This window comes from Geothrix sp. (assembly GCF_020622065.1).
In the GTDB taxonomy this organism is placed as follows: Bacteria; Acidobacteriota; Holophagae; order Holophagales; family Holophagaceae; genus Geothrix.
The window spans coordinates 317,181-336,798 of sequence record NZ_JAHRYQ010000001.1 but is presented as its reverse complement, the minus strand read 5'-3'; the positions used below and the strand labels follow the sequence as shown (position 1 = coordinate 336,798).

Below are 19,618 nucleotides of genomic sequence, written 5' to 3'. Positions count from 1 at the left end.
CCGCCTTCTCCCGGGTCAATGACCCCCGGTTGGCGTCAGCCGGCCCTCAGCCGAGGAACCCCTTCAAGAGGTTCATGACATTCCCCCCCTCGGGCAGGTTGCCCTCGGGGCTGAGCTTGTCCACCACCTGGGGCAGGAGCCCGGCCAGGCCCGAGGCGGCCTCGTCGTGGGAGACGCCCAGCTGGCCCGCCAGCTGCTGCAGCTGGTCAGAGCCCAGCGCGGTCTGGATGTGCTCTGCGCTGATGGGCTGGTTCGCGCCCGTGCCGATCCAGGACGCCACCTGGTCCCCCAGGCCCTTCTCCTGGAGCTGGCCCAGCAAGCCCTGGAGGCCCCCGGGGTGGTTCTGGATGAGGCCCATGACCGCCCCCATGAGGGGGTTGTTGCCCTGTTCCTGGCCGCCCTGCCCCAGCAGGCCACCCACCATGTCCAGCAAACCCATGACGCCCTCCTTGGATGTCGGAGCCAAGGTTCGGTTAGATCGGGGGCCAAGCAAGCCTCCCGGAAACGATGGGGATGATCATCCGCCCATTCATTGACGCAGGCCCCCGCCCGGCGTAGGGTTGCACCGCACTGCCTCAAAGCCGGACGGGAGGTCCCATGCTCCACCTCATCTGGACCTGCATCATCGGTCTCATCGCGGGCGCCGTGGCCAAGCTGCTCATGCCCGGCAAGGATCCCGGCGGGTGGATCATCACCATGGTCCTCGGCATCGCCGGCTCCTTCCTGGGCACCTGGATCGGACGGGCCGTGGGCCACTACCAGGAAGGCCAGGGGGCAGGCTTCCTGATGTCCGTGGTGGGCGCGGTGATCCTGCTGGGCGCCTACCACCTCTACAAGAAATTCACGGCCTGAGATGGGCCCACTGCAGACCCTGGCGGCCATCCTCGGCCTCTCCACCGTCTCCGGCATCAACCTCTACCTCACGGTGCTCCTCGTGGGCGCGGGACAGCGGTTCGGCTGGATCCACGGCCTGCCGGCGGATCTGGCCATCCTCGGCCATCCGGTGGTGCTGGCCGTCGCGGGCCTCCTCTTCCTCCTGGAGTTCCTGGCGGACAAGGTGCCCTTCGTCACGCCCGTTTGGGACGGCCTCCACACCTTCATCCGCCCCCTGGGCGGTGCCCTCCTGGCCCTGGGTGCGGCCGGCGAGCTGCATCCCGTGGCCAAGGTGGTGGCCCTGCTGGCGGGCGGCACCATCGCCCTGGGCACCCACGGCAGCAAGATGGGGGTCCGGCTCCTGGCCCACACCACGCCGGAGCCCACCAGCCACAGCGTCCTCAGCGTGGCGGAGGATGTGGGCGTGGCCGCCCTGCTCGCCCTGGCCTACAGCCACCCCGCCATCGCCCTCCCGGTGCTTGGGGCGCTGCTGGTGGCCACGGCCTTCCTCCTGCCCCTGCTGCTGAGGGCCCTGGCCTTCGTGCTCACGGGTTTCCGCGGGGCGTTGCACGCCTTGTTCGGCGAGGGAGGCCGAGACGAAGTCCCCACCTGGGTCGAGCTGAAGGCCCTGGAACTGGCCCTCGGGGCGGCCGCCGACATCCTGCCCTGCTTCGCCCGCCGGGTGAAGGGGGTGCCGCGGCTCGGGGCCGCCTACCTGGTCTTGACCGAAGGGCGCTGGCACCTCGTCTACCGCCGCTGGTTCCGTGCCCGCAGCCTGGCTTTCGACGCGGCGCCGGGACCCGTGCGCGTCTTCCCTGGCTTGTTCTGGGATGCCGCCGTGTTCCTCCGGGACCGGAAGCCCCAGGTCGTGCTCGTCGGACGCGACTGGCGGCACGCGCTGCCAGCCGCCGCCCCCACCACCTGAAGCCTCGATGGGGTCTTCAGGCGACAGATATCCAACCACCAGGGGGTGAGTATCATTCTCTTCGCCCCCTGACGGGCGCCCTTTGTTCCACCTGCAATCCATCGGGGTTCTTTCACATGCATCGAGCTTTACCTTCCCTCACCTTCTGCCTGGCCGTCCCAGCGCTCGTGGCGGCTCCGCCCAAGGCCAGTCCGGCCCCGGCGGTGCACGGTCTCGACCTGGCGGGCATGGACCGCTCGGTCGCCCCCGGGAACGACTTCTTCGCCTACGCCAACGGGGGCTGGGTGAAGCGGACCGAGATCCCGGCGGACCGGGGCTCCTTCGGTGTCGGGCACGAGGTGGCCGACCTCACGGACCGGCGCACGGCCGCCCTCATCCGGGCCGCGGCGAAGGCCAAGGCCCCGGCTGGGTCGGAGCGCCGCAAGATCGGGGATTACTTCACGAGCTTCATGGACGAGCAGGCCATCGAGGCCAAGGGGCTGACCCCCCTCCAACCTGCGTTCCAGGCCATCAGCGCCATCCGGGACCGGAAGGACCTGGCCCACCACCTCGGCCGCACCTTGCGGGCCGATGTGGATGTGCTGAACGCCACCCACATCGACACCGCCAACCTCTTCGGCCTGTGGGTGGCCCAGGATCTGGATGAGCCCACCCGCTATGCTCCCTTCCTCCTGCAGGGCGGCCTGGGGATGCCCGAACGGAGCTACTACCTCGATCCCGCCGAAGGCATGGCGACCGTCCGCACCCAGTACCGGGCCCATGTGGCGGCCATGCTGAAGCTCGCGGGCCTGTCGGACAGCGAGCGGCGCGCGGCGGCCGTGGTGGACCTGGAAACCCGCATGGCCAAGGTCCACGCCAGCCGGGAGGACTCGGGCGATGTGCTGAAGGGGAACAACCACTGGAAGCGGGCCGATTTCGGCATCAAGGCCCCGGGCCTGGACTGGGAGACCTTCTTCGCCGCCGCGGACCTGAAGCAGCCCGAGGTGTTCGTGGTCTGGCAGCCGGGCGCCTTCACGGGCCTCTCCGCCCTGACCGCAGAAGTCCCTCTCGATACCTGGAAGGACTATCTGACATTCCACGCCCTCCAGCACCGGGCCCGGGTACTGCCCAAGGCCGTGGTGGACCAGTCCTTCGCCTTCTACGGCCGGGTGCTGAGCGGCGCCTCGAAACCCCGGGAGCGCTGGGTCTACGGCGTGGCCCTCACCAATCAGGCCCTGGGCGAGGCCGTCGGCAAAGCCTATGTGGCCAAATACTTCCCGCCCTCCGAGAAGGCCCGGGCCCAAGACATGGTGGCCAAGATCAAGGACGCCTTCCGCGCCCGCATCGAGGCGCTGACCTGGATGTCGCCGGCCACCAAGGCCAAGGCCTCCGCCAAGCTGGATGCCCTCAAGGTGGGCGTGGGCTATCCGGATCGCTGGCAGGACTACCACGAGCTCAAGGTCGTGGCCGGCGATGCCTTCGGGAACGCCGAGCGCGCCGAGCGCTTCGAGTACGCCCGGAACCTGCGCAAGCTGGGCCGGCCCATCGACCGCACCGAGTGGGTGATGACGCCCCAGACCGTGAATGCCGTGAACCTGCCCGTCATGAACGCCCTCAACTTCCCGGCGGCCATCCTGCAGCCCCCCTACTTCGATCCCAAGCGCCCCATGGTCATGGACTACGGCGCCATCGGGGCCGTCATCGGCCACGAGATCAGCCACAGCTTCGACGACTCGGGCTCCCTCTTCGACGCCACCGGCAAGCTGAACAACTGGTGGACGCCGGAGGACCTGAAGCACTTCCAGGCCTCCGCCAACCAGCTGGTGGCGCAGTTCGACGCCTATGAGCCCTTCCCCGGCCTCCACATCAAGGGCCGGCAGACCCTTGGCGAGAACATCGCGGATGTAGCGGGCCTCGCCGCCGCCTATGATGCCTACCGCCTGTCCCTGGGGGGCCGGGAGGCACCAGTGGTGCAGGGCCTGACCGGGGACCAGCAGTTCTTCCTCAGCTACGCCCAGAGCTGGCGCGAGAAGGCCCGCGAGCCCCTGCTCCGCCAGCAGATCCTCACGGATGGTCACGCCCCCGCCCCCTTCCGGCCTGCCACCGCGCGGAACCTCGATGCCTGGTACCCCGCCTTCCAGGTGAAACCCGGCCAGGCCCTCTATCTGGCCCCCGCGGACCGCGTGAAGATCTGGTAGGAGGACCCCATGCCCCTTCTCGATTCCAGCCGCAGCATCCTCGTCGTCATCGACCTGCAGGGCAAGCTCGTCCACATGGTGCAGCGCCCGGCCCCGGTTCTGGAGACCACCCGGCGGCTGCTGAGGCTGGCGGACCTCTTCGCGGTGCCGGTGGTGCTGACGGAGCAATACCCCAAGGGCATCGGCCCCACGGAGGCGAGCATCCGCGAGGCCTATGACGGACTGTCCACCCCGACCTTCTTTCTGGAAAAGACGGCCTTCGGCTGCTGCGGCGACGCAGGCTTCGAGCCCCTCCTCCAGCGGGCCCGGCCCGGACTCCCTCCCGAGAAGCGGCAGATCGTGGTGGCAGGCATCGAAGCCCATGTCTGCGTGATGCAGACTGTGCTCGAGCTCCTGGCCGCAGGTCACGAGGTGCACCTCTGCTGGGATGCCGTGAGCGGCCGGGGCGAGGAATACCGGAAGCACGCCCTGGACCGCATGGCCGCCGCCGGGGCCACGATCACCAACCACGAGTCCGTGGCCTTCGAGTGGGCCCGCGACAAAAACCACCCCCAGTTCAAGGCGCTGTCAGCGCTCATGAAGGAAGGGCAACCGGGTTGATCACGGCTCGCATCCGTGGTCATGCCGTTCCCGCTCTCTTTCCTGAGGCCGGCCCGGTGTCCGTGATGCTCTTCGGCGAGGCCCCGGGCCCGCGGGGGGCGGACCAATCTGGCATTCCCTTCTGGGGCGACGGTGCGGGCATCACCGTCTACCGCGCCCTGGTCGCCACGGGTCGGGCCGAGGTGCCCGAGACGGCCTGGGAGGACTGGGATGGCGCCCGCTTCAAGGCCCTGGGCCTGAGGCCGAGGCTCCTCGGCACCGCCCTCAGCAACGCCTACCCTGCCTGCCCCACCAAGGATGGCGAGCACTTCCATGCGCCTTCCAACAGGGACCTGCTGGCTCCCCCCAACCTCGCTCGGCTGGCGGCGGAGCTGGCCCAGGCCGCGGCAGGTGCCCCGGGCCAGCTCCGCGTCATCGCCTTCGGCAAGCGCGCGGAGTGGGTGCTCAGCCGCCTGCCTGGAGCCCCCGCCTTCGACCTCCAGCCTTTGCCGCATCCCAGTGCCCAGGGCCTGCTGCAGGGGGCACCCAACCGGGGCAAAGGAATGAAATTGGACGACTTGAGAATTGCCTGGCAGATGCAGCTCCAGACCCTGCTGGCCCCTTCTTAACAATTCTTAACAGCCCGGCGGTCGAAGACCCCTCGTATGCTGGGGCCTTCCCCCTGCGGAATCTTTCCCAACCTGGAGGTCTCATGCCCTTCTCCCGTCGACTCATCTTGCCCTTGTGCGGGGCTTTGGCCTTCGCGCTGGTGGCGGGAGACGCCCCCAAGCCCGCCACCCCCGCGGCAAAAGCCACCTCCAGGTCGAAAGCCCCGAAGGCCACCGCGCCCCAGGTGCCCCTGCCCGCCCCCGTCAAGGTGACCGCGGTGGAGGGCATCACCGAATACCGCCTGGCCAACGGCTTGCGCGTGCTGCTCTTCCCTGACGCCAGCAAGGCCACCATCACCACCAACATCACCTACCTGGTGGGCAGCCGCCACGAGAACTACGGCGAGACCGGCATGGCCCACCTGCTGGAGCACCTCGTCTTCAAGCCCAGCAAGCACTTCAGCGGCAAGGACGGCACGATGACGCCCGTGCAGGCCCTGAACAAGGTCGGCGCCCGCTTCAACGGCACCACCTGGCTGGATCGCACCAACTACTTCGTGACCTTCCCCTCCACGGACGAGAACTTGAAGCTGATCCTCGACCTGGAGGCGGACCGCATGGTCCACGCGAACATCGACCAGAACGACCTCTGGGATCCCGTTGAGAAGAAGGGCGAGATGACCGTGGTCCGCAACGAGATGGAGGGCGGCGAGAACAGCCCGTTCCGCATCACCCTCCAGCGCACCATGTCTACCGCCTACGAGTGGCACAACTACGGCAAGTCCACCATCGGCGCCCGCAGCGATGTCGAGCATGTGAACATCGACCGCCTTCGCGCCTTCTACCGGAACTACTACCAGCCGGACAACGCCGTGTTCCTGGTGGCCGGCAAGTTCGACGAGGCCAAGACCCTCGTGGAGATCAACGAACGGCTCGGCCGCATTCCCAAGCCCACCCGCATCCTGGAGCCCACCTACACGCTGGATCCCACCCAGGACGGTGAGCGCAGCGTCATCATCCGCCGGGTCGGCGATGTCCAGATGCTGATGGCGGCCTACCACATCCCGGCGGGCACCGATCCCGACTTCCCCGCGCTGGAGATCCTGGGACAGATCCTGGCGGACACGCCGGGCGGGCGCCTGCACAAGGCGCTCGTGGACACCAAGCGCGCCACCTTCGTCTTCCCCTTCGTCAACGGCACCAAGGAACCCGGCCTGGCCATCTTCGGCACCCAGCTGCCCAAGGACAGCAACGGGGAGGAGGCCAAGGCCATCCTGCTCAAGACGCTGGAGGAATCCGCCGCCCAGCCCTTCACCCAGGAAGAGGTGGATCGAGCCCGGCAGCAGATCCTGAAGCAGGTGGACCTGCACCTGAACGAGAGCGACCGCCTGGGCGTGGCGCTCTCTGAATACATCGCCGAGGGCGACTGGCGGCTCTTCTTCCTCCAGCGGGACCGCTACAAGCAGCTGACCGTGGCCCAGGTCCAGGCGGCGGCCACGAAGTATCTGAAGCGCGAGAACCGCACCCTGGGCCAGTTCATTCCCACGGAGAAGCCCGACCGCGCCGAGATTCCGGCCATGGTGGATGCCGCCGCCCTCGTGAAGGACTACAAGGGCCAGGCCGCCGTGGCGAAGGGCGATGCCTTCGAGGCGTCGCCGGCCAACATCGACGCCAGCACCCGGCGGTTCACCACGGTCGCGGGCATGAAGGTCGCCCTGCTGCCCAAGAAGACCCGCGGCGAGAGCGTCAACCTGCAGCTGGTCCTCCGCCTGGGCAGCGAAGCCAGCCTGAAGGACAAGGATGTCGCCGGCAGCATGGCCGCGCAGATGCTGATGCGCGGCAGCGTCAAGCACACCCGCCAGCAGATCCAGGACACGCTCGACAAGCTGAAGGCCGAGGTCTCCCTCTTCGGCGACGGGGAGAATGTCCGGGCCGTGGTCACCACCACCCGGCCCAACCTGTCGGCGGTGCTGGATCTGCTCGCGGAGATCGTGAAGGAACCCGCCTTCGACAAGGAGGAGTTCTCCAAGCTGGTCAGCGAGACCGCCGCCTCCATCGAATCCAACAAGAAGGAACCCGCCTTCCTCGCCCAGACCGCCCTGCGGATGCACCTGGATCCCTACCCCCAGGGCCACCTCCGCCATGTCATGGGCCTCGAGGAGAGCATCGCCGCGATCAAGGGGGCGAAGCTGGAGGACGCCAAGGCCTTCCACCAGGCCTTCTACGGCACCTCGGCCGGCGAGCTGTCCGTGGTCGGCGACTTCGACGCCGCCGCCGTCCAGGGCCAGGTCCAGGCACTCTTCGGCGCCTGGAAGGCCCATGAGCCCTTCCAGCGCATGCCCCAGCGGCTGAAGGCCGATCTGCGGCCCCTGAGCGCCAAGCTCGAGACCCCGGAGAAGGCCCAGGCCTTCTTCATCGCGGCCCTCCCCATGCCCGTGAAGGACAGCGACCCGGACTACCCTGCCCTGGTGCTGGGCAACCACCTCCTGGGCGGCGGGTCCATCAACAGCCGCATCGCCAACCGCCTCCGCCAGAAGGAAGGCCTGTCCTACGGCGCGGGCTCCCAGTTCCAGGCCAGCGCCCTGGATGCGGTCGGCCAGTGGATGGCCTATGCCATCTACGCCCCCGAGAACCTGGAGCGGCTGGAATCCGCCTTCCGGCAGGAGCTGGCCCTGGCGAACGAGAAGGGCTTCACCGCCGAGGAGATCGCCGCCGCCAAGACCAGCTGGCTCCAGTCCCAGGCCACCGGCCGGGCCCAGGATCGCCAGCTCTGCATGCGGCTCAACGCCGACCTGTTCAACGGCCGCACACAGGCCTTCCAGGCCGACCTCGAGAAGAAGGTCCAGGCCCTCAGCAATGACCAGATCCTGGCCGCCCTCAGGAAGCACCTCGATCCCGCCAAGCTGAATGTGGTCCGCGCAGGCGATTTCGCCAAGGGCGCCAAGAAGTAGCGTCCTCGTTCCGTCAAAAAGGGGGCGGCTATGCCGCTCCCTTTTCGTTAGGCATCAAGGCCTTTCCGTGATCTGCTAGGTGTCCGCTTGGCGTTTGCAAGGATGCTGGGCGATGACGGAGGGCGTCGCCATGGCACGCATCGAACGGGAATGGCAGGCGGAGCACGAAGGCGCGGCCCTGGCTTCAGAACTGCACAAGGTGATGGTGATCAGCCACCGCCAGGCCAAGGGTTTCATTGATGGCCGCTGCGTGACCGTGAACGACCAGCCGGCCGAGAAGCACGGCCAGCGGCTCAAGGTCGGCGACAAGGTCAAGGTGGCCTTCGACCCCGAACAGACCTACGAGGTGCTGCCCCCTGCCCGCAAGCTCCAGGCCGGCCCCTATGAAGCGCTGTGGGAGGACACCCACCTGCTCTTCGTATTCAAGCCCGCGGGCCTGCTCACCGTGCCGGCGGAAAAGCCGGGCGAACCCAGCCTGGCCGAGGCCATCACCGAATCCTATCGCCGCCGCGGCTTCAAGCGCTTCAATCTCTACATCGTGCACCGCCTCGACCGCTTCACCAGCGGTGTGCTGGTCTTCGCCAAGACCCCCGAGGCCCTCCACGGCCTGAAGAAGCATTTCGAGCTGCACCGCCTCCAGCGAGTCTATTTCGCCATCCTCGTGGGCGAACTGCCCGAAAACAGCGGCACCCTGGCGGGACATCTCATCGAGCACGCCAAGTCCCTGAAGATGTCCGTGGCCACGGTCCGCAAGGGCCCCGGAGGCGGCAAGCGCATGCCCGCCGGTGCCAAGGAGGCCGTGACCCACTACCGCGTCATCGAGCGCCTGCCGGGCCATACCGTGGTGGAAGTGAAGCTGGAGACGGGCCGCCGCAACCAGATCCGCGTGCAGTTCGCCGACCGGGGCTATCCCCTGCTGGGCGATCAGGTCTACGGCGTGGAGAGCCCCCTGCTCGACCGCCAGGCCCTGCATGCCGAGCTGCTGGGCTTCAAGCACCCCGTCACCGAGGAGCAGGTCACCGTCACCGCCCCCATGCCCGCGGACATGGAAGCCGCCCTCAAGGCCCTCCGCAACCAGGCCCGCATCGTCCGCGCCAGCAGCGGCGTGAAGGGCGAGGAGGGCATCTTCCAGCCCACGGAGAGCCGCGACCACAAGCTCAAGCGCGTGGCCCGCGCCAAGCGCTACGACGACCAGGAGGGTGCCCCCGCGCGCCCCATGCGCCCCCGGCGTGAGGATGGCGATGCCCGGCCCCGTCGGCCCGCCGGCCTGAGCGACCGCCCCGCCCGGCCCCGCCGCGACGGTGAAGACGAGCGCCCCCGCCGCACCTTCGGCGCCTCGGACCGTCCCGCCCGTCCCCGGCGTGAGGACGGCGATGCCCGGCCCCACCGCCCTTCCGGTCCGAACGATCGTCCCGCTCGACCCCGCCGCGACAGTGAAGACGAGCGCCCCCGCCGCACCTTCGGCGCCGCGGACCGTCCCGCCCGTCCCCGGCGTGAGGATGGCGATGCCCGGCCCCACCGACCCTCCGGCCCGAACGACCGCCCCGCCCGGCCTCGGCGTGAGGGTGAAGACGAGCGTCCCCGCCGCACCTTCGGCGCCGCGGACCGTCCCGCCCGCCCCCGGCGCGAGGATGGGGATGCCCGGCCCCACCGACCCTCCGGCCCGAACGACCGCCCCGCCCGGCCTCGGCGTGAGGGTGAAGACGAGCGTCCCCGCCGCACCTTCGGCGCCGCGGACCGTCCCACCCGTCCCCGGCGTGAGGATGGGGATGCCCGGCCTCGCCGACCCTCCGGCCCGAACGACCGCCCCGCCCGCCCCCGGCGCGAGGATGGCGAAGCCCGGCCCCGCCGGACCTTCGGCGCTGCGGACCGCCCCTCCGGCCCCCGCCGCGAAGGTCCCGCCGACCGCCCCACGCGCAAGCCCGTGCCCCGGATGGGAAAGTCCAAGCCGCGGAAACCCTAGCCTCGAAAGCCCCGCCTCGCCCCGTTCGTGATCTCCTTGATCCCATGAACGCCCTGTCCTGCCTTCTGCTCCCGCTGGCCCTCGCCGCCCAGGAACCGCCGGCCCTCGGCTTGGTCCCCGATGGGCGGCCGGAGCTGGGTGGCGACCCCATTGCGGGGATCCATCTGGCACCGCGGGGTTGCTGGGACGGACTGCTGCTCGGGAGCCCTCCGCGGCCGCTGCCGCCCGTCTCGCGGCGTACGCCCGAAGCCACGGTGGAGGTTTGGGACATCGCCCTCCAGGAGCCCCCTCGTCACCGGGCCTTCCGCCTGTTCCTGGGAGATTTCCGGGCCCGCCTGAACCGGGCCCTGGCGGTCCCCTCGTTCAGCCATGGCGCCATCGAGCTGGGCGAGTTCATGATGAGCGACCCCAGCCAACCTCAGTGGCTGGACTCAGTCAAGGTGCGGTCCCTCCAGGAGCGCTTCAACCGGCAGCTGCCCCACGGATCGCCGGTGCGGTAGCGGGAGAGCGGCCCGGAAAGCAGATCCTAGATATGCTCCTGGTACAGCCGGTCCAGCGCCTCGGCCAGATCCAGGTCCCGCTGGGTGACGCCGAGGCTGACATGGGTGGTGAGGACGGCCACCACCCAGCGGTAGCCGAGGGTGAGGTCAGGATGGTGGTCCACCTTCTCGGCATGTTCAGCGGCCGCCACCACGAACCCGAGGCCGCGGGGATAGGCGGAGAACACATAGCGCCGGCGGAGGGTCAGGCCGTGGGCATCGCCCTGCGCGACCCAATCGGGGTGCGCCTTCAGGAAAGCCTCCATGGCGTCGGGACTCACCAGATCCTTGGACATGCTCCCCCCCCTGCGGCATCCTAATTCGTTGCATCTGGATCTTGCCATGCCCTTCAACCAGCCACCCCTGCTCGGCCGCATCGCCTTCGTCACCGGGTCCTCCCGGGGCATCGGGCGGGCCATCGCCGTGGAGTTCGCCCGCTGGGGGGCCGATGTGGTGGTCCACGCCCACAAGAACCTGGATCTGGCCGAGGCCGTGGCGGAGGAAATCCGAGGTACGGGCCGCCGGGCCATGGCCGTGCTGGCGGATGTGCGCGTGAAGGCGGAGCTGGAAGCCGCCGCCGACCGCGTGAAGGCGGAGCTGGGCCCGGTGGACATCCTCGTGAACAATGCGGGCACCCGCCAGGACGGCCCCTTCATCCTCATGGGCGACGAGAAGTGGGAGGAGGTCATGAATGTGAACCTCCGGGGCACCGTCTACGCCACCAAGGCCTTCGTGCGAGGCATGATGAACCGCAAGTGGGGGCGCATCGTCAACATCGTCAGCCCCACGGGCATCATCGGCAAGGCGGGCCAGACCAACTACGGAGCCAGCAAGGGCGCGGTGATCGCCCTCACCCGCAGCCTCGCCCGGGAGATGGCGCCCTTCGGTGTGCTGGTGAACGCGGTGAACCCCGGCCTCATCCACACCGAGCTGACCCAGGATGTGCCCGAAGAGGCCCGCCGGCAGATGCTCGCCCCGACCATCCTCAAGCGGGAGGGCGAACCGGAGGAGGTGGCGGGCGTGGTGGCCTTCCTCTGTTCTGATTGGGCCAGCTACATGAGCGGGCAGATCATCAATGTGGATGGGGGCCTCTGTCCCTAGAGCCCTCCTCCACCAGCGGGATCTCCACCACGAAGGCCGCTCCCTGGCCAGGTTCGCTTTCGATCCAGACCTGGCCGCCGTGCAGCTCGACCATCTGCTTGACGATGGAAAGACCGAGCCCGGTGCTGTATTCGCCGCCGGTGGGAAGGGCGGAGAGCCGCTGGAAGGGTTCGAAGGCCCTCTCCAGGTCCGCGGGCGTGAAACCAGGCCCCTGGTCGCGCACTTCGATGCGGGCCCGGCGCCCAGCGCCGGTCACCTGGAGGCCCAGCTCCACCCGGACTTCGCGACCACCGGGGGAGTACTTAATGGCGTTGTTCACGAGGTTGTCGATGACCTGGGCCAGCCGGGTGCCGTCCACGGAGCCTTGGCACCTCGCGGCGGGTGCCGGGCCATGGAGGCGGATGTCCTTGCTCGCCGCATAGAGCTCGTTTTCCTGGATCACGCGACGAATCAGGTCGCCCAAGTCGGTCATCTCGAAGCAGGGGCTCACCTCGCCCACCTCCTGGACGGTCGCATCCAGCAGGCCGTTGATGATGTGGACCATCTTCTGGACCACATCGTGGACCCGCCCCGCCTGGGTGGCGATGCGGGCGTAGGAGCCTCCCGCCTCGGCCTCCATGCGGATGCCGTCGGAAAGCAGGACGATGCCGCCGAGTGGGTTCTTCAGGTCGTGGGCCGCGGTGGCGAGGAAACGGCTCTTCAGCTGGTTGGCACGAAGGAGCTGCTCATTGGCCGCCTTCAGCTGGGCGCTGATGGACTCCACCTGCTGGGTGTACTGCAGCTCCAGGTCCTGCAGCCGCTTCTTCTCCAGGCTGGCCGCGATGCGGGCCTTGAGGAGCTGCTGGTTGATGGGTTTCGGCAGGTAGTCCTGGGCCCCCAGCTGGATGCACTTCAGGATCGTCTCCTGTTCGTGGAGGGCGGAGAGCATGATCACGGGAATGCGCTTGAGCCGCTCATCCTCATGCATGACCTGGATCACCTGGATGCCGTCGATGCCCGGCATCATCACATCCAGGAGCACCAGGTCGTAGCTCCCGCTGCGGAGCTTCGCCAGCCCCTCGGCGCCGTCGACGGCCGTGGCCACCTCATGGCCCTCGCGCTCGAGGATGCGGGTCATCACCTCGCGGTTGGAATCCGCGTCATCGACCACGAGCAGGCGGGCTGGATTTCCATGGATCATGGCGCATCACCCTCGCGTCCCAGCAGCTGCCGGATCTTGGCCACCAGCCGGGTCAGATCCACGGGCTTGGTATCGTAATCGTCGCATCCGGCCTCGAAGGCCGCCTCCCGGTCCGAGGTCAGGGCCCGGGCTGTCAGGGCCACGACCGGAATCCCCTGAGTGGCGGGATCGGCCTTGATCCGACGGGTGGCCTCGAACCCGTCGATGCCGGGCAGCCCCAGGTCCATGAGCACCAGATCCGGCAGGGCTTCCCGGCAGAGGCGCACCCCTTCCTCGCCATCCGGCGCCGTCAGCAGGGTGAATCCGCGTCGTTCCAGCAGCCGGGAGATGGCATCCCGGTTCATCTCGTTGTCCTCGACCAGCAGGATCCGGCTCATGCTCGCCCCCCTTCCGGCATCAGGGCAGTACTCCGGCGGATGGTGCGCTGAACTTCCTCAACCAGTTCTCCCTTGGTGTAGAGGCCCTTCTGCATCACGGCCGCCACCTGGCTACGGCGCAGCCGCTCCTGCTCGGCGGTCCCGAGTTCCCGGGCGGTCAGGACCACCACTGGAATACCCGCCCACTCAGGGTTCGCCTGCTTCTCCGCCAGGAAATCGAAGCCGTCCATGCCCGGCATCATCAGGTCCAGGAGGATCAGGTTCGGAACCCCTTCCCGCAGAAGGTCGAGGGCCTCGGCGCCATCGGAGGCTGAACGGGACTCCCAGCCCTCGGCCAGCAGGATCCGCCGCAGGGTGTGCTGGGTCGCCTGGTCGTCCTCGACCACGAGCACCTGGAAGGGGGGCGAGGACGGCTGGAACTTCAGGAGCACCCCCGTGAGCTGGGCCCGGTCGATGGGCTTGAAGAGATACTCCGCCGCCCCCAGGGCCAGGCCCCGCTCGACCTCATCGAGGATCGTGAGCATCACGACCGGGATGGGTTCCAGCACCGGATCCGATTTGAGGGCCTTCAGCACCTCCCAGCCGTCCATCAGGGGCATCATCACATCCAGCACGATGATCCCCGGGTGGAACTCCCGGGCCATGCGCAGCCCCTCGGCGCCGTTCTGGGCCATCCGAACCTCGTAGCCGTCCCGGGCCAGCAGCCGGGACAGGGCCTCCAGGAGCGTCGGGTCGTCGTCGATGAGCAGGACTGGGCCCCTCGGCAAACTGGCCGCCGGCGTGCCCTGCCCGCTCAGCCCGCCAAGGGTGGAAGCCGGCTCAGGGGCCGGCGGCGCCTTCGGGGGCGACAGGGGCAGGAGCATGGTGAAGACCGAGCCCTTGCCCGCCTCGCTCCGGACGCGAATGTCGCCGCCCAGGATCTGACAGAACTTGCGGCTGAGGGCCAAGCCCAGCCCCGTGCCGCCGAACTGGCGGCTGGTGCCTTCCTCCGCCTGGATGAACTCGCTGAAGATCCGCTGCAGCTGATCCGGGCTGATGCCGATGCCCGTGTCCTCCACGGAGAGGTGAAGCCAAGGAGTCTCCGAGCCCGGCAAGGGATCCACGGCGGCCCGCACTTCGATGTGGCCCTCCCGGGTGAACTTGCAGGCATTGCTCAGCAGGTTGAAGAGGGACTGCCGCACCTTGATCGCATCCGAGTGGATCTCCTCCACATCAGGAGCGCAGGTGAAATGGAGCGAGTTTCCGTTCTTGGCGGCCAGGGGCTCCACGGTGGCGAGGACATCGCGGATCATGCCCGGCACATCGAAGGTTTCGCAGGAGACGGTCATCTTCCCGGCTTCGATCTTGGAAAGGTCCAGGATGTCGTTGATGAGGCTCAGCAGGTGGCGCCCGGCGGACTCGATGCGGCGCACATCCGGCAGGATCTCGGCGTGTCCCGCGGCCTCGGAGTCCTCGCGCACCAGCTCGCTGTAGAGCAGGATGGCGTTGAGGGGTGTGCGCAGCTCGTGGCTCATGTTCGCCAGGAAGGTGCTCTTGGCACGATTGGAGACTTCGGCCCGCTCCTTGGCGATGAGCAGTTCGTTGTTGGTCCGGACGAGTTCGCCCGTGCGGGTGGCCACCTGCTCCTCCAGCTGGCCGCGGTGCTCGGCCAGGTGGCGGTCCTGCTCCTGGATGCGCTCCAGCATCCCGTTGAACGCCCCGATCAGGGCCCCCAGCTCATCATCGGAACGGGACTGGGCCCGCAGGCTGTAGTCCCGGCTGGTGGATACCCGCGACGCGACGCCCGCGAGCTCCAGAACCGGCTCCGTGATCACCCGGGCCCAGCGCCGGACGAAGGTCGCGACCACGAGGCCGATCAGGAGCAGCATGCCGGCCAGGAACAGGCTCGCCAGGACCAGGCGTGCGTTCAGGTGGCTCATGTCCGAGGACAGGAAGACGAAGCCGGTGGGCTGCCCTTCCGGGTTGTGGACGAGCTTCGTCAGCTCGATGCGGCCCCCGGAAAACCAGACCCGGTCGCGGGCGGCGTCCAGCGGGTGGATGACCACGGGGCGCCCATCCGCCGGGTACGAGGCCAGCAGTTCCCCCGAAGCCATGTGGACCTGGGCCCGGGCGATGTGGCCGTGCGTCTTCAGGCTCTCGAGAATCTGAGTGGCCGGGCCCCCGTCGTGGAAGGCCACGAAGGGTGCCGTGTTGTAGGCGATGATCTCCCCGAGGGCCTGCAGATCCTGGGCCGCCGCCCGCCGCAGCGCGTAGCCCTCATACCCCAGGAAGGCCAGGGCCGAGAGCAGCAGGGCCGTGGTCGTCGTGGCGAGGACCAGCGTGATCACCTTGCGGCGGATGGATGAGGTCGGTGCGGTCAAAAACGGCTCCGGTGGCGTGGCGCGTCCAGGGGGCAGCGGTCAGGGGTCAGGGGGCAAGGGTCAGGGGATGGGTCGGGCCGGGGGGAGGATCCGAGTGTACGGGAGCAGGCGGGTGAGGGTGATCCCGGCGGCGGCGGCGGCGCTGGGGCTCACGGCCAGGCGGACGAGATGACCTTCCAGGACCAGGTTCACCATCACCCCCCGGCGGGCGAGACCCTCGTCATCGGAGACCGTCAGGACCTGGTGGTTCCTCGCCCAGGCCAGCACCGCATCGGCGCGGCCCGCCTCCGAGCGGCAGATGAAGATCGCGTGGCAGGGCCCCACATCGGCGGTCTTCGCCTGGTAGCGGACGCGGATCGGTCGGCGCTGGATGGTGCGGGCTCGCGCGTAGTCGTCCAGATAGGTCCCGAACGGGGACTTCCCCACCACCACGATGTCGATGGGCCACCCTGCCGGCTCTGGGCCCGTCGGCCACTGCACATAGGAGAGCACCTTGAGGAAGACCTCCGCCTTCAGCGCGTACTCCGGCACGGGGGCCTGGGCCTCGAGCCGGGGGCCTCCGACCGCCACGATCGCCAGCGCCAGACAGGCGGAGGTGCGTCTCATGAAACCGCCCGGGCGCGGTCAGGCTTCATGTTCATGGGGTCGATCCATGGACGCATGGGATGGGCTGCAGAATGGAGGTAGGAAGTGGTCTGAGATCCGGTCGCAGAATTCGTCCCGAAAAGACTTCGGGTGACCTGCATGGAACCGAGATTCCCTCCTGTTTCGGCGGACCCGGACCCGGACTTGATTCCAGCCCCCGGCGTCGGGATTCATGGATTCCATGTTGAACTGCCGAAAGGAACCCATATGAATCCCTTGACCGGAGGTCTGGTGCCGCGCGCCCGCCTGCTCCCCCTGCTCTCGCTGCCGCTCCTGGGACAGGACCCGCTCCTGCCCGGCCAGCAGCCCGACGACATGGCCCGCCTGCTGAACACCCCGGTCATCATCGCCAGTCGGCTCCAGCAGAACCAGGAGGAGGCGCCCTCCGCGGTCTCCGTGGTCACGCGGACGGACATCGAGCGGTACGGGTGGCGCGAACTGGCCGACATCCTCCGCACCCTGCCCGGCTTCGACTTCGGGAACGACGGCACGGCCCTCATCGGGCTGGCCGAGCGCGGCATCTGGGCCCACGAGGGCAAGGCTCTCCTGATGGTCAACGGCATCCAGGTGAGCCCCCTCCACAACGGGAATGTGAACTACTACGGGAGCTATCCCGCGGAGCTCATCGAGCGGGTGGAGGTGATCCGGGGTCCCGGCAGCGCCATCTATGGGCAGTTCGCGGGAGCCGCCGTCATCAACCTCATCACCCGCTCGGCGGAGGATCCCGAGGCCGGCCGGTTCACCCTGCGGGGCAGCAGCCTCGGCGCCGGCAACTTCGGCGGCGGGGGCTTCCTGGTCACCAACGGCCAGTTCTCCAATGGGGCGGCCATTTCCCTGAATGTGGGGTACCAGTCCAGCCCCTTCAGCCGCCAGCCCTATGTGGACACCTTCTTCACCGGCCGGAGCTTCAGCCAGGACCAGGGCAACACCCGCCGGGAGGTCACCAACCTCTTCGGCGAAGTCCGCGCCCTCGGCACCTCGGTGCATCTGGTCCGGGCCGCCTTCCAGGAGGCGCAGGTGGACGGCGGCGGGTCCGGCAACGGCAACCCCGTCTTGCCCGGCCTGCCCCCGGGAACGCTGGGAACGGCCTCGCGGATCGTCCAGGGAATCCGGGTGCAGCGCAGCTTCGCCTTCGACCACGGCCTCAGCCTCGAGACCCGGGGCGAGCTCCTGGAGAACACCGGCGGCTCGGTCTTTCCCCAGGATCGCAACTCCAACGGCGTGAACCATTCGGGAACGGAGCGCAGCCGCTTCGTCCTGGACGCCTCCCTGCATTGGAACCTGCCCTACCCCGGCGTGCTCATCGCCGGGGGCGGCCTGATCCAGGACCGCGAGCGCAGCGTGGATCTCCAGAACCACGGCGCTCCGCGATCCGAAGGATCCGACGGTCCTCCTGCCCCAGCAGACCCTCCAGACCCGGTACGGCTACCTCCAGTACACCCAGCAGGCCGGCGCCTTCGGGCTGACGGCCGGGGGCCGCTACGAGGACAGTGACCTGTCCAATGCCTTCGCCCCCAGGCTGGGACTCACCTTCGTCCAGGGCCGCTTCAACGCGAAGCTGCTCTATGGCGAGGCCTTCCGGAGCCCGACCCTCTTCCAGACCTACAGCACCTTCTTCGCCTTCAAGGGCTACCTGCGGCCCGAGATCATCCGCAGCCGCGAGCTGGAGCTGGGCTGGCGCCTGAACGGCAGCTCCGTCGTCCGCCTGAACCTCTACCGCATGAGCGTGACCCGCTCCATCTCCTTCGGCCTGGACAACTACAACATCTACTATGTGAACGCGGGCTCCACCCACTCGAAGGGGCTCGAGGCCAGCCTGGAAGTCCGGAACCAGACCTGGGGCGGGTTCGCGAACCTCAGCTACACCCGCCCCGATGGGCAGGTGGATCCCTTCTTCCTCGGCAGCGGCGGCAACGCCTTCCTGGGCATCTCCCCCCTGAAGGTGAATGTGGGCACCTACCTTCGCCTCGGGCCCGTGCAGGTGGCCCCGAGCCTGCTCTACGCCTCGGCCCGGGAAGGCCAGACCGCCCGATCGGCCCAGTCCGGCATCGCCCCGGATGACCTCCTGCCCAACCTGGTCGAGAGCGCCCCCCAGCCGGGCCGGATCCTCGTCAACTTGGCCCTGACCTGGAAGGAGTGGCTGGGCACCGGCACCGAGGCGCGGCTGTCCGCCAGCAACCTGGGAGCCGCCAACTACCCCATCCTCCAGCCCTACTATGGCGCCCACGCCCCCCTTCCGGCCAATGACCGGCTGGTGAACCTGGACCTGGTCTGGCGGTTCTAGCCGTTCGCCGCCTGCAGGGTATTGGTCAGGAGCCCGGCGATGGTCAGGGGCCCCACGCCGCCCGGCACCGGCGTCACGGCCGAAGCCACCTGCATGGCCTCGCCGAAGCGTACATCGCCGCAGAGTACCGCACCCTTGACCCGGAGGGTCTCCAGCTTCTTGGGTTCAGCCGCGAAAATCCGGGCGCCCAGGACCTCGTCCTCGATCCGGTTGATGCCCACATCCACCACCACGGCGCCGGGCTTGATCCAGGAGCCTTCCACCAGGCCGGGACGGCCCACGGCGGCCACCAGCAGGTCCGCTTCCCGGCAGACCTCCGGCAGGTCCTTGGTCCGGCTGTGGGCGATGGTCACGGTGGCGTGCTGCTCCAGCAGCATGAGGGCCATGGGCTTGCCCACGATCTCACTGCGACCCAGCACCACGGCCCGCAGGCCCTTGAGCTCCACCCCATGGTGGGCCAGCAGCGACATGCAGGCACTGGGCGTGCAGGGGCGCAGGCCCGGCAGGCCCTCCAGCAGCAGGCCCTGGTTCACGGGATGGAAGCCGTCCACATCCTTGGCCGGACTGATGCGGTGCAGGGCCCGCTTGGAATCCAACCCCTTGGGCAGGGGCAGCTGCACCAGGATGCCATCCACCTCCGGATCGGCATTCAGGCGGTCGATGAGGGCGTCCAGGTCCGCCTGGGGGGTGTCCGCGACCAGCCGGTGCTCGATGGAGATGATCCCCACCCTGCCGCAGGCGGCGGACTTGTTGCGGACATAGACCTGGCTGGCCGGGTCGTCGCCCACCAGCACCACCGCCAGCCCGGGGGCCCGAAGACCTCCCGCCTTCCGGGCCTCGACCCCGAGGCGCACTGCCTCCAGCATGCGGTCCGCGTGCGCCTTGCCGTCCAGGATGGTGGCCATGAGTCCCCCAGCCTCCATTGAAGCCCAGCGCGCCTGTGGTCCTCATCAAGAATTTAGGCAGGGGCACGGCTTGCCGGGGCCGGCGGAAGGTTCGCGCGGCGAGCCCCGAGATCCCCACCATACACGCATGGCTCGGGGCCCCAGAGAGGGA

General features: G+C 68.7%; 18 protein-coding genes. 11 read left to right on the top strand and 7 right to left on the bottom strand.

Annotated features, from left to right (window positions below):
* Window positions 1-46: 46 nt before the first annotated feature.
* The gene (locus tag QZ647_RS01670) at window positions 47-439 is read right to left on the bottom strand and encodes a YidB family protein (RefSeq protein ID WP_291270507.1); all 393 of its coding nucleotides are present in this window, start codon (window positions 437-439) and stop codon (window positions 47-49) included.
* A 158-nt stretch (window positions 440-597) separates the two neighbouring features.
* On the opposite strand from QZ647_RS01670, the gene QZ647_RS01665 reads away from it, so the two are divergent.
* The 8 genes from QZ647_RS01665 to QZ647_RS01630 all read left to right on the top strand — a co-directional run bounded on the left by QZ647_RS01665 (window position 598) and on the right by QZ647_RS01630 (window position 10,576).
* Window positions 598-852, top strand: coding sequence for a GlsB/YeaQ/YmgE family stress response membrane protein (locus QZ647_RS01665; protein ID WP_291270506.1), 255 nt, complete (start codon window positions 598-600; stop codon window positions 850-852).
* Window position 853: 1 nt separating this feature from the next.
* Window positions 854-1,798 carry a DUF4126 domain-containing protein gene (locus tag QZ647_RS01660; protein WP_291270505.1) on the top strand — a complete coding sequence of 315 codons (945 nt, stop codon included), beginning with the start codon at window positions 854-856 and terminating at the stop codon, window positions 1,796-1,798.
* A 116-nt stretch (window positions 1,799-1,914) separates the two neighbouring features.
* A complete protein-coding gene (locus tag QZ647_RS01655; protein ID WP_291270504.1) occupies window positions 1,915-3,975 on the top strand; it encodes a M13 family metallopeptidase in 2,061 nt (686 codons plus the stop codon).
* Between the two features lie 9 nt (window positions 3,976-3,984).
* Complete coding sequence (locus QZ647_RS01650) at window positions 3,985-4,575, top strand: isochorismatase family protein (RefSeq protein WP_291270503.1); 591 nt, start codon at window positions 3,985-3,987, stop codon at window positions 4,573-4,575.
* A 56-nt stretch (window positions 4,576-4,631) separates the two neighbouring features.
* The gene (locus tag QZ647_RS01645) at window positions 4,632-5,183 is read left to right on the top strand and encodes a uracil-DNA glycosylase family protein (RefSeq protein ID WP_291270502.1); all 552 of its coding nucleotides are present in this window, start codon (window positions 4,632-4,634) and stop codon (window positions 5,181-5,183) included.
* A gap of 83 nt (window positions 5,184-5,266) precedes the next feature.
* Window positions 5,267-8,113, top strand: coding sequence for a pitrilysin family protein (locus QZ647_RS01640; protein ID WP_291270501.1), 2,847 nt, complete (start codon window positions 5,267-5,269; stop codon window positions 8,111-8,113).
* A gap of 130 nt (window positions 8,114-8,243) precedes the next feature.
* Window positions 8,244-10,076, top strand: a complete 1,833-nt coding sequence (locus tag QZ647_RS01635; RefSeq protein ID WP_291270500.1) for a pseudouridine synthase — start codon at window positions 8,244-8,246, stop codon at window positions 10,074-10,076.
* A gap of 44 nt (window positions 10,077-10,120) precedes the next feature.
* Window positions 10,121-10,576, top strand: coding sequence for a hypothetical protein (locus tag QZ647_RS01630; protein WP_291270499.1), 456 nt, complete (start codon window positions 10,121-10,123; stop codon window positions 10,574-10,576).
* A gap of 26 nt (window positions 10,577-10,602) precedes the next feature.
* On the opposite strand, the gene QZ647_RS01625 is transcribed toward QZ647_RS01630, so the two are convergent.
* The gene (locus QZ647_RS01625) at window positions 10,603-10,911 is read right to left on the bottom strand and encodes a 4a-hydroxytetrahydrobiopterin dehydratase (protein ID WP_286354094.1); all 309 of its coding nucleotides are present in this window, start codon (window positions 10,909-10,911) and stop codon (window positions 10,603-10,605) included.
* 46 nt (window positions 10,912-10,957) lie between these two features.
* On the opposite strand from QZ647_RS01625, the gene QZ647_RS01620 reads away from it, so the two are divergent.
* Entirely contained in the window at window positions 10,958-11,716 is a 759-nt protein-coding gene (locus QZ647_RS01620; RefSeq protein WP_286354095.1) for a 3-oxoacyl-ACP reductase family protein, read from the top strand.
* On the opposite strand, the gene QZ647_RS01615 is transcribed toward QZ647_RS01620, so the two are convergent.
* From QZ647_RS01615 to QZ647_RS01600, 4 genes are read right to left on the bottom strand one after another with little or no spacing between them, the layout of a single operon-like run.
* Window positions 11,688-12,896 carry a hybrid sensor histidine kinase/response regulator gene (locus QZ647_RS01615; RefSeq protein ID WP_291270498.1) on the bottom strand — a complete coding sequence of 403 codons (1,209 nt, stop codon included), beginning with the start codon at window positions 12,894-12,896 and terminating at the stop codon, window positions 11,688-11,690. The two genes, QZ647_RS01620 and QZ647_RS01615, sit on opposite strands and share 29 nt — an antisense overlap.
* Window positions 12,893-13,273 (bottom strand): response regulator, encoded by a 381-nt coding sequence (locus QZ647_RS01610; protein WP_291270497.1) that lies wholly within the window; start codon window positions 13,271-13,273, stop codon window positions 12,893-12,895. The genes QZ647_RS01615 and QZ647_RS01610 overlap by 4 nt, the downstream gene beginning before the upstream one ends.
* Window positions 13,270-15,633: a response regulator gene (locus tag QZ647_RS01605; protein ID WP_291270496.1), complete on the bottom strand. Its 2,364-nt coding sequence runs from the start codon at window positions 15,631-15,633 to the stop codon at window positions 13,270-13,272. Before QZ647_RS01605 ends, QZ647_RS01610 begins: the two co-directional genes overlap by 4 nt.
* A gap of 60 nt (window positions 15,634-15,693) precedes the next feature.
* Window positions 15,694-16,239 (bottom strand): YfiR family protein, encoded by a 546-nt coding sequence (locus QZ647_RS01600; RefSeq protein ID WP_291270495.1) that lies wholly within the window; start codon window positions 16,237-16,239, stop codon window positions 15,694-15,696.
* A 270-nt stretch (window positions 16,240-16,509) separates the two neighbouring features.
* On the opposite strand from QZ647_RS01600, the gene QZ647_RS01595 reads away from it, so the two are divergent.
* Together QZ647_RS01595 and QZ647_RS01590 are read left to right on the top strand one after the other, a co-directional pair.
* Entirely contained in the window at window positions 16,510-17,772 is a 1,263-nt protein-coding gene (locus tag QZ647_RS01595; protein ID WP_291270494.1) for a TonB-dependent receptor plug domain-containing protein, read from the top strand.
* Complete coding sequence (locus QZ647_RS01590) at window positions 17,672-18,562, top strand: TonB-dependent receptor (RefSeq protein ID WP_291271919.1); 891 nt, start codon at window positions 17,672-17,674, stop codon at window positions 18,560-18,562. Before QZ647_RS01595 ends, QZ647_RS01590 begins: the two co-directional genes overlap by 101 nt.
* Here the strand turns inward: QZ647_RS01590 and folD are convergent.
* Window positions 18,559-19,467 (bottom strand): bifunctional methylenetetrahydrofolate dehydrogenase/methenyltetrahydrofolate cyclohydrolase FolD, encoded by a 909-nt coding sequence (folD, locus tag QZ647_RS01585; protein WP_291270493.1) that lies wholly within the window; start codon window positions 19,465-19,467, stop codon window positions 18,559-18,561. The genes QZ647_RS01590 and folD overlap by 4 nt on opposite strands.
* Window positions 19,468-19,618: the final 151 nt, after the last annotated feature.

Coding starts and splice junctions, on each gene's coding strand:
- QZ647_RS01650 (WP_291270503.1), top strand. CDS start 3,985: ATGCCCCTTCTCGATTCCAGCCGCAGCATCCTCGTCGTCATCGACCTG.
- QZ647_RS01660 (WP_291270505.1), top strand. CDS start 854: ATGGGCCCACTGCAGACCCTGGCGGCCATCCTCGGCCTCTCCACCGTC.
- QZ647_RS01670 (WP_291270507.1), bottom strand. CDS start 439: ATGGGTTTGCTGGACATGGTGGGTGGCCTGCTGGGGCAGGGCGGCCAG.
- QZ647_RS01620 (WP_286354095.1), top strand. CDS start 10,958: ATGCCCTTCAACCAGCCACCCCTGCTCGGCCGCATCGCCTTCGTCACC.
- folD (WP_291270493.1), bottom strand. CDS start 19,467: ATGGCCACCATCCTGGACGGCAAGGCGCACGCGGACCGCATGCTGGAG.
- QZ647_RS01655 (WP_291270504.1), top strand. CDS start 1,915: ATGCATCGAGCTTTACCTTCCCTCACCTTCTGCCTGGCCGTCCCAGCG.
- QZ647_RS01615 (WP_291270498.1), bottom strand. CDS start 12,896: ATGATCCATGGAAATCCAGCCCGCCTGCTCGTGGTCGATGACGCGGAT.
- QZ647_RS01625 (WP_286354094.1), bottom strand. CDS start 10,911: ATGTCCAAGGATCTGGTGAGTCCCGACGCCATGGAGGCTTTCCTGAAG.
- QZ647_RS01600 (WP_291270495.1), bottom strand. CDS start 16,239: ATGAGACGCACCTCCGCCTGTCTGGCGCTGGCGATCGTGGCGGTCGGA.
- QZ647_RS01610 (WP_291270497.1), bottom strand. CDS start 13,273: ATGAGCCGGATCCTGCTGGTCGAGGACAACGAGATGAACCGGGATGCC.
- QZ647_RS01665 (WP_291270506.1), top strand. CDS start 598: ATGCTCCACCTCATCTGGACCTGCATCATCGGTCTCATCGCGGGCGCC.
- QZ647_RS01630 (WP_291270499.1), top strand. CDS start 10,121: ATGAACGCCCTGTCCTGCCTTCTGCTCCCGCTGGCCCTCGCCGCCCAG.
- QZ647_RS01635 (WP_291270500.1), top strand. CDS start 8,244: ATGGCACGCATCGAACGGGAATGGCAGGCGGAGCACGAAGGCGCGGCC.
- QZ647_RS01640 (WP_291270501.1), top strand. CDS start 5,267: ATGCCCTTCTCCCGTCGACTCATCTTGCCCTTGTGCGGGGCTTTGGCC.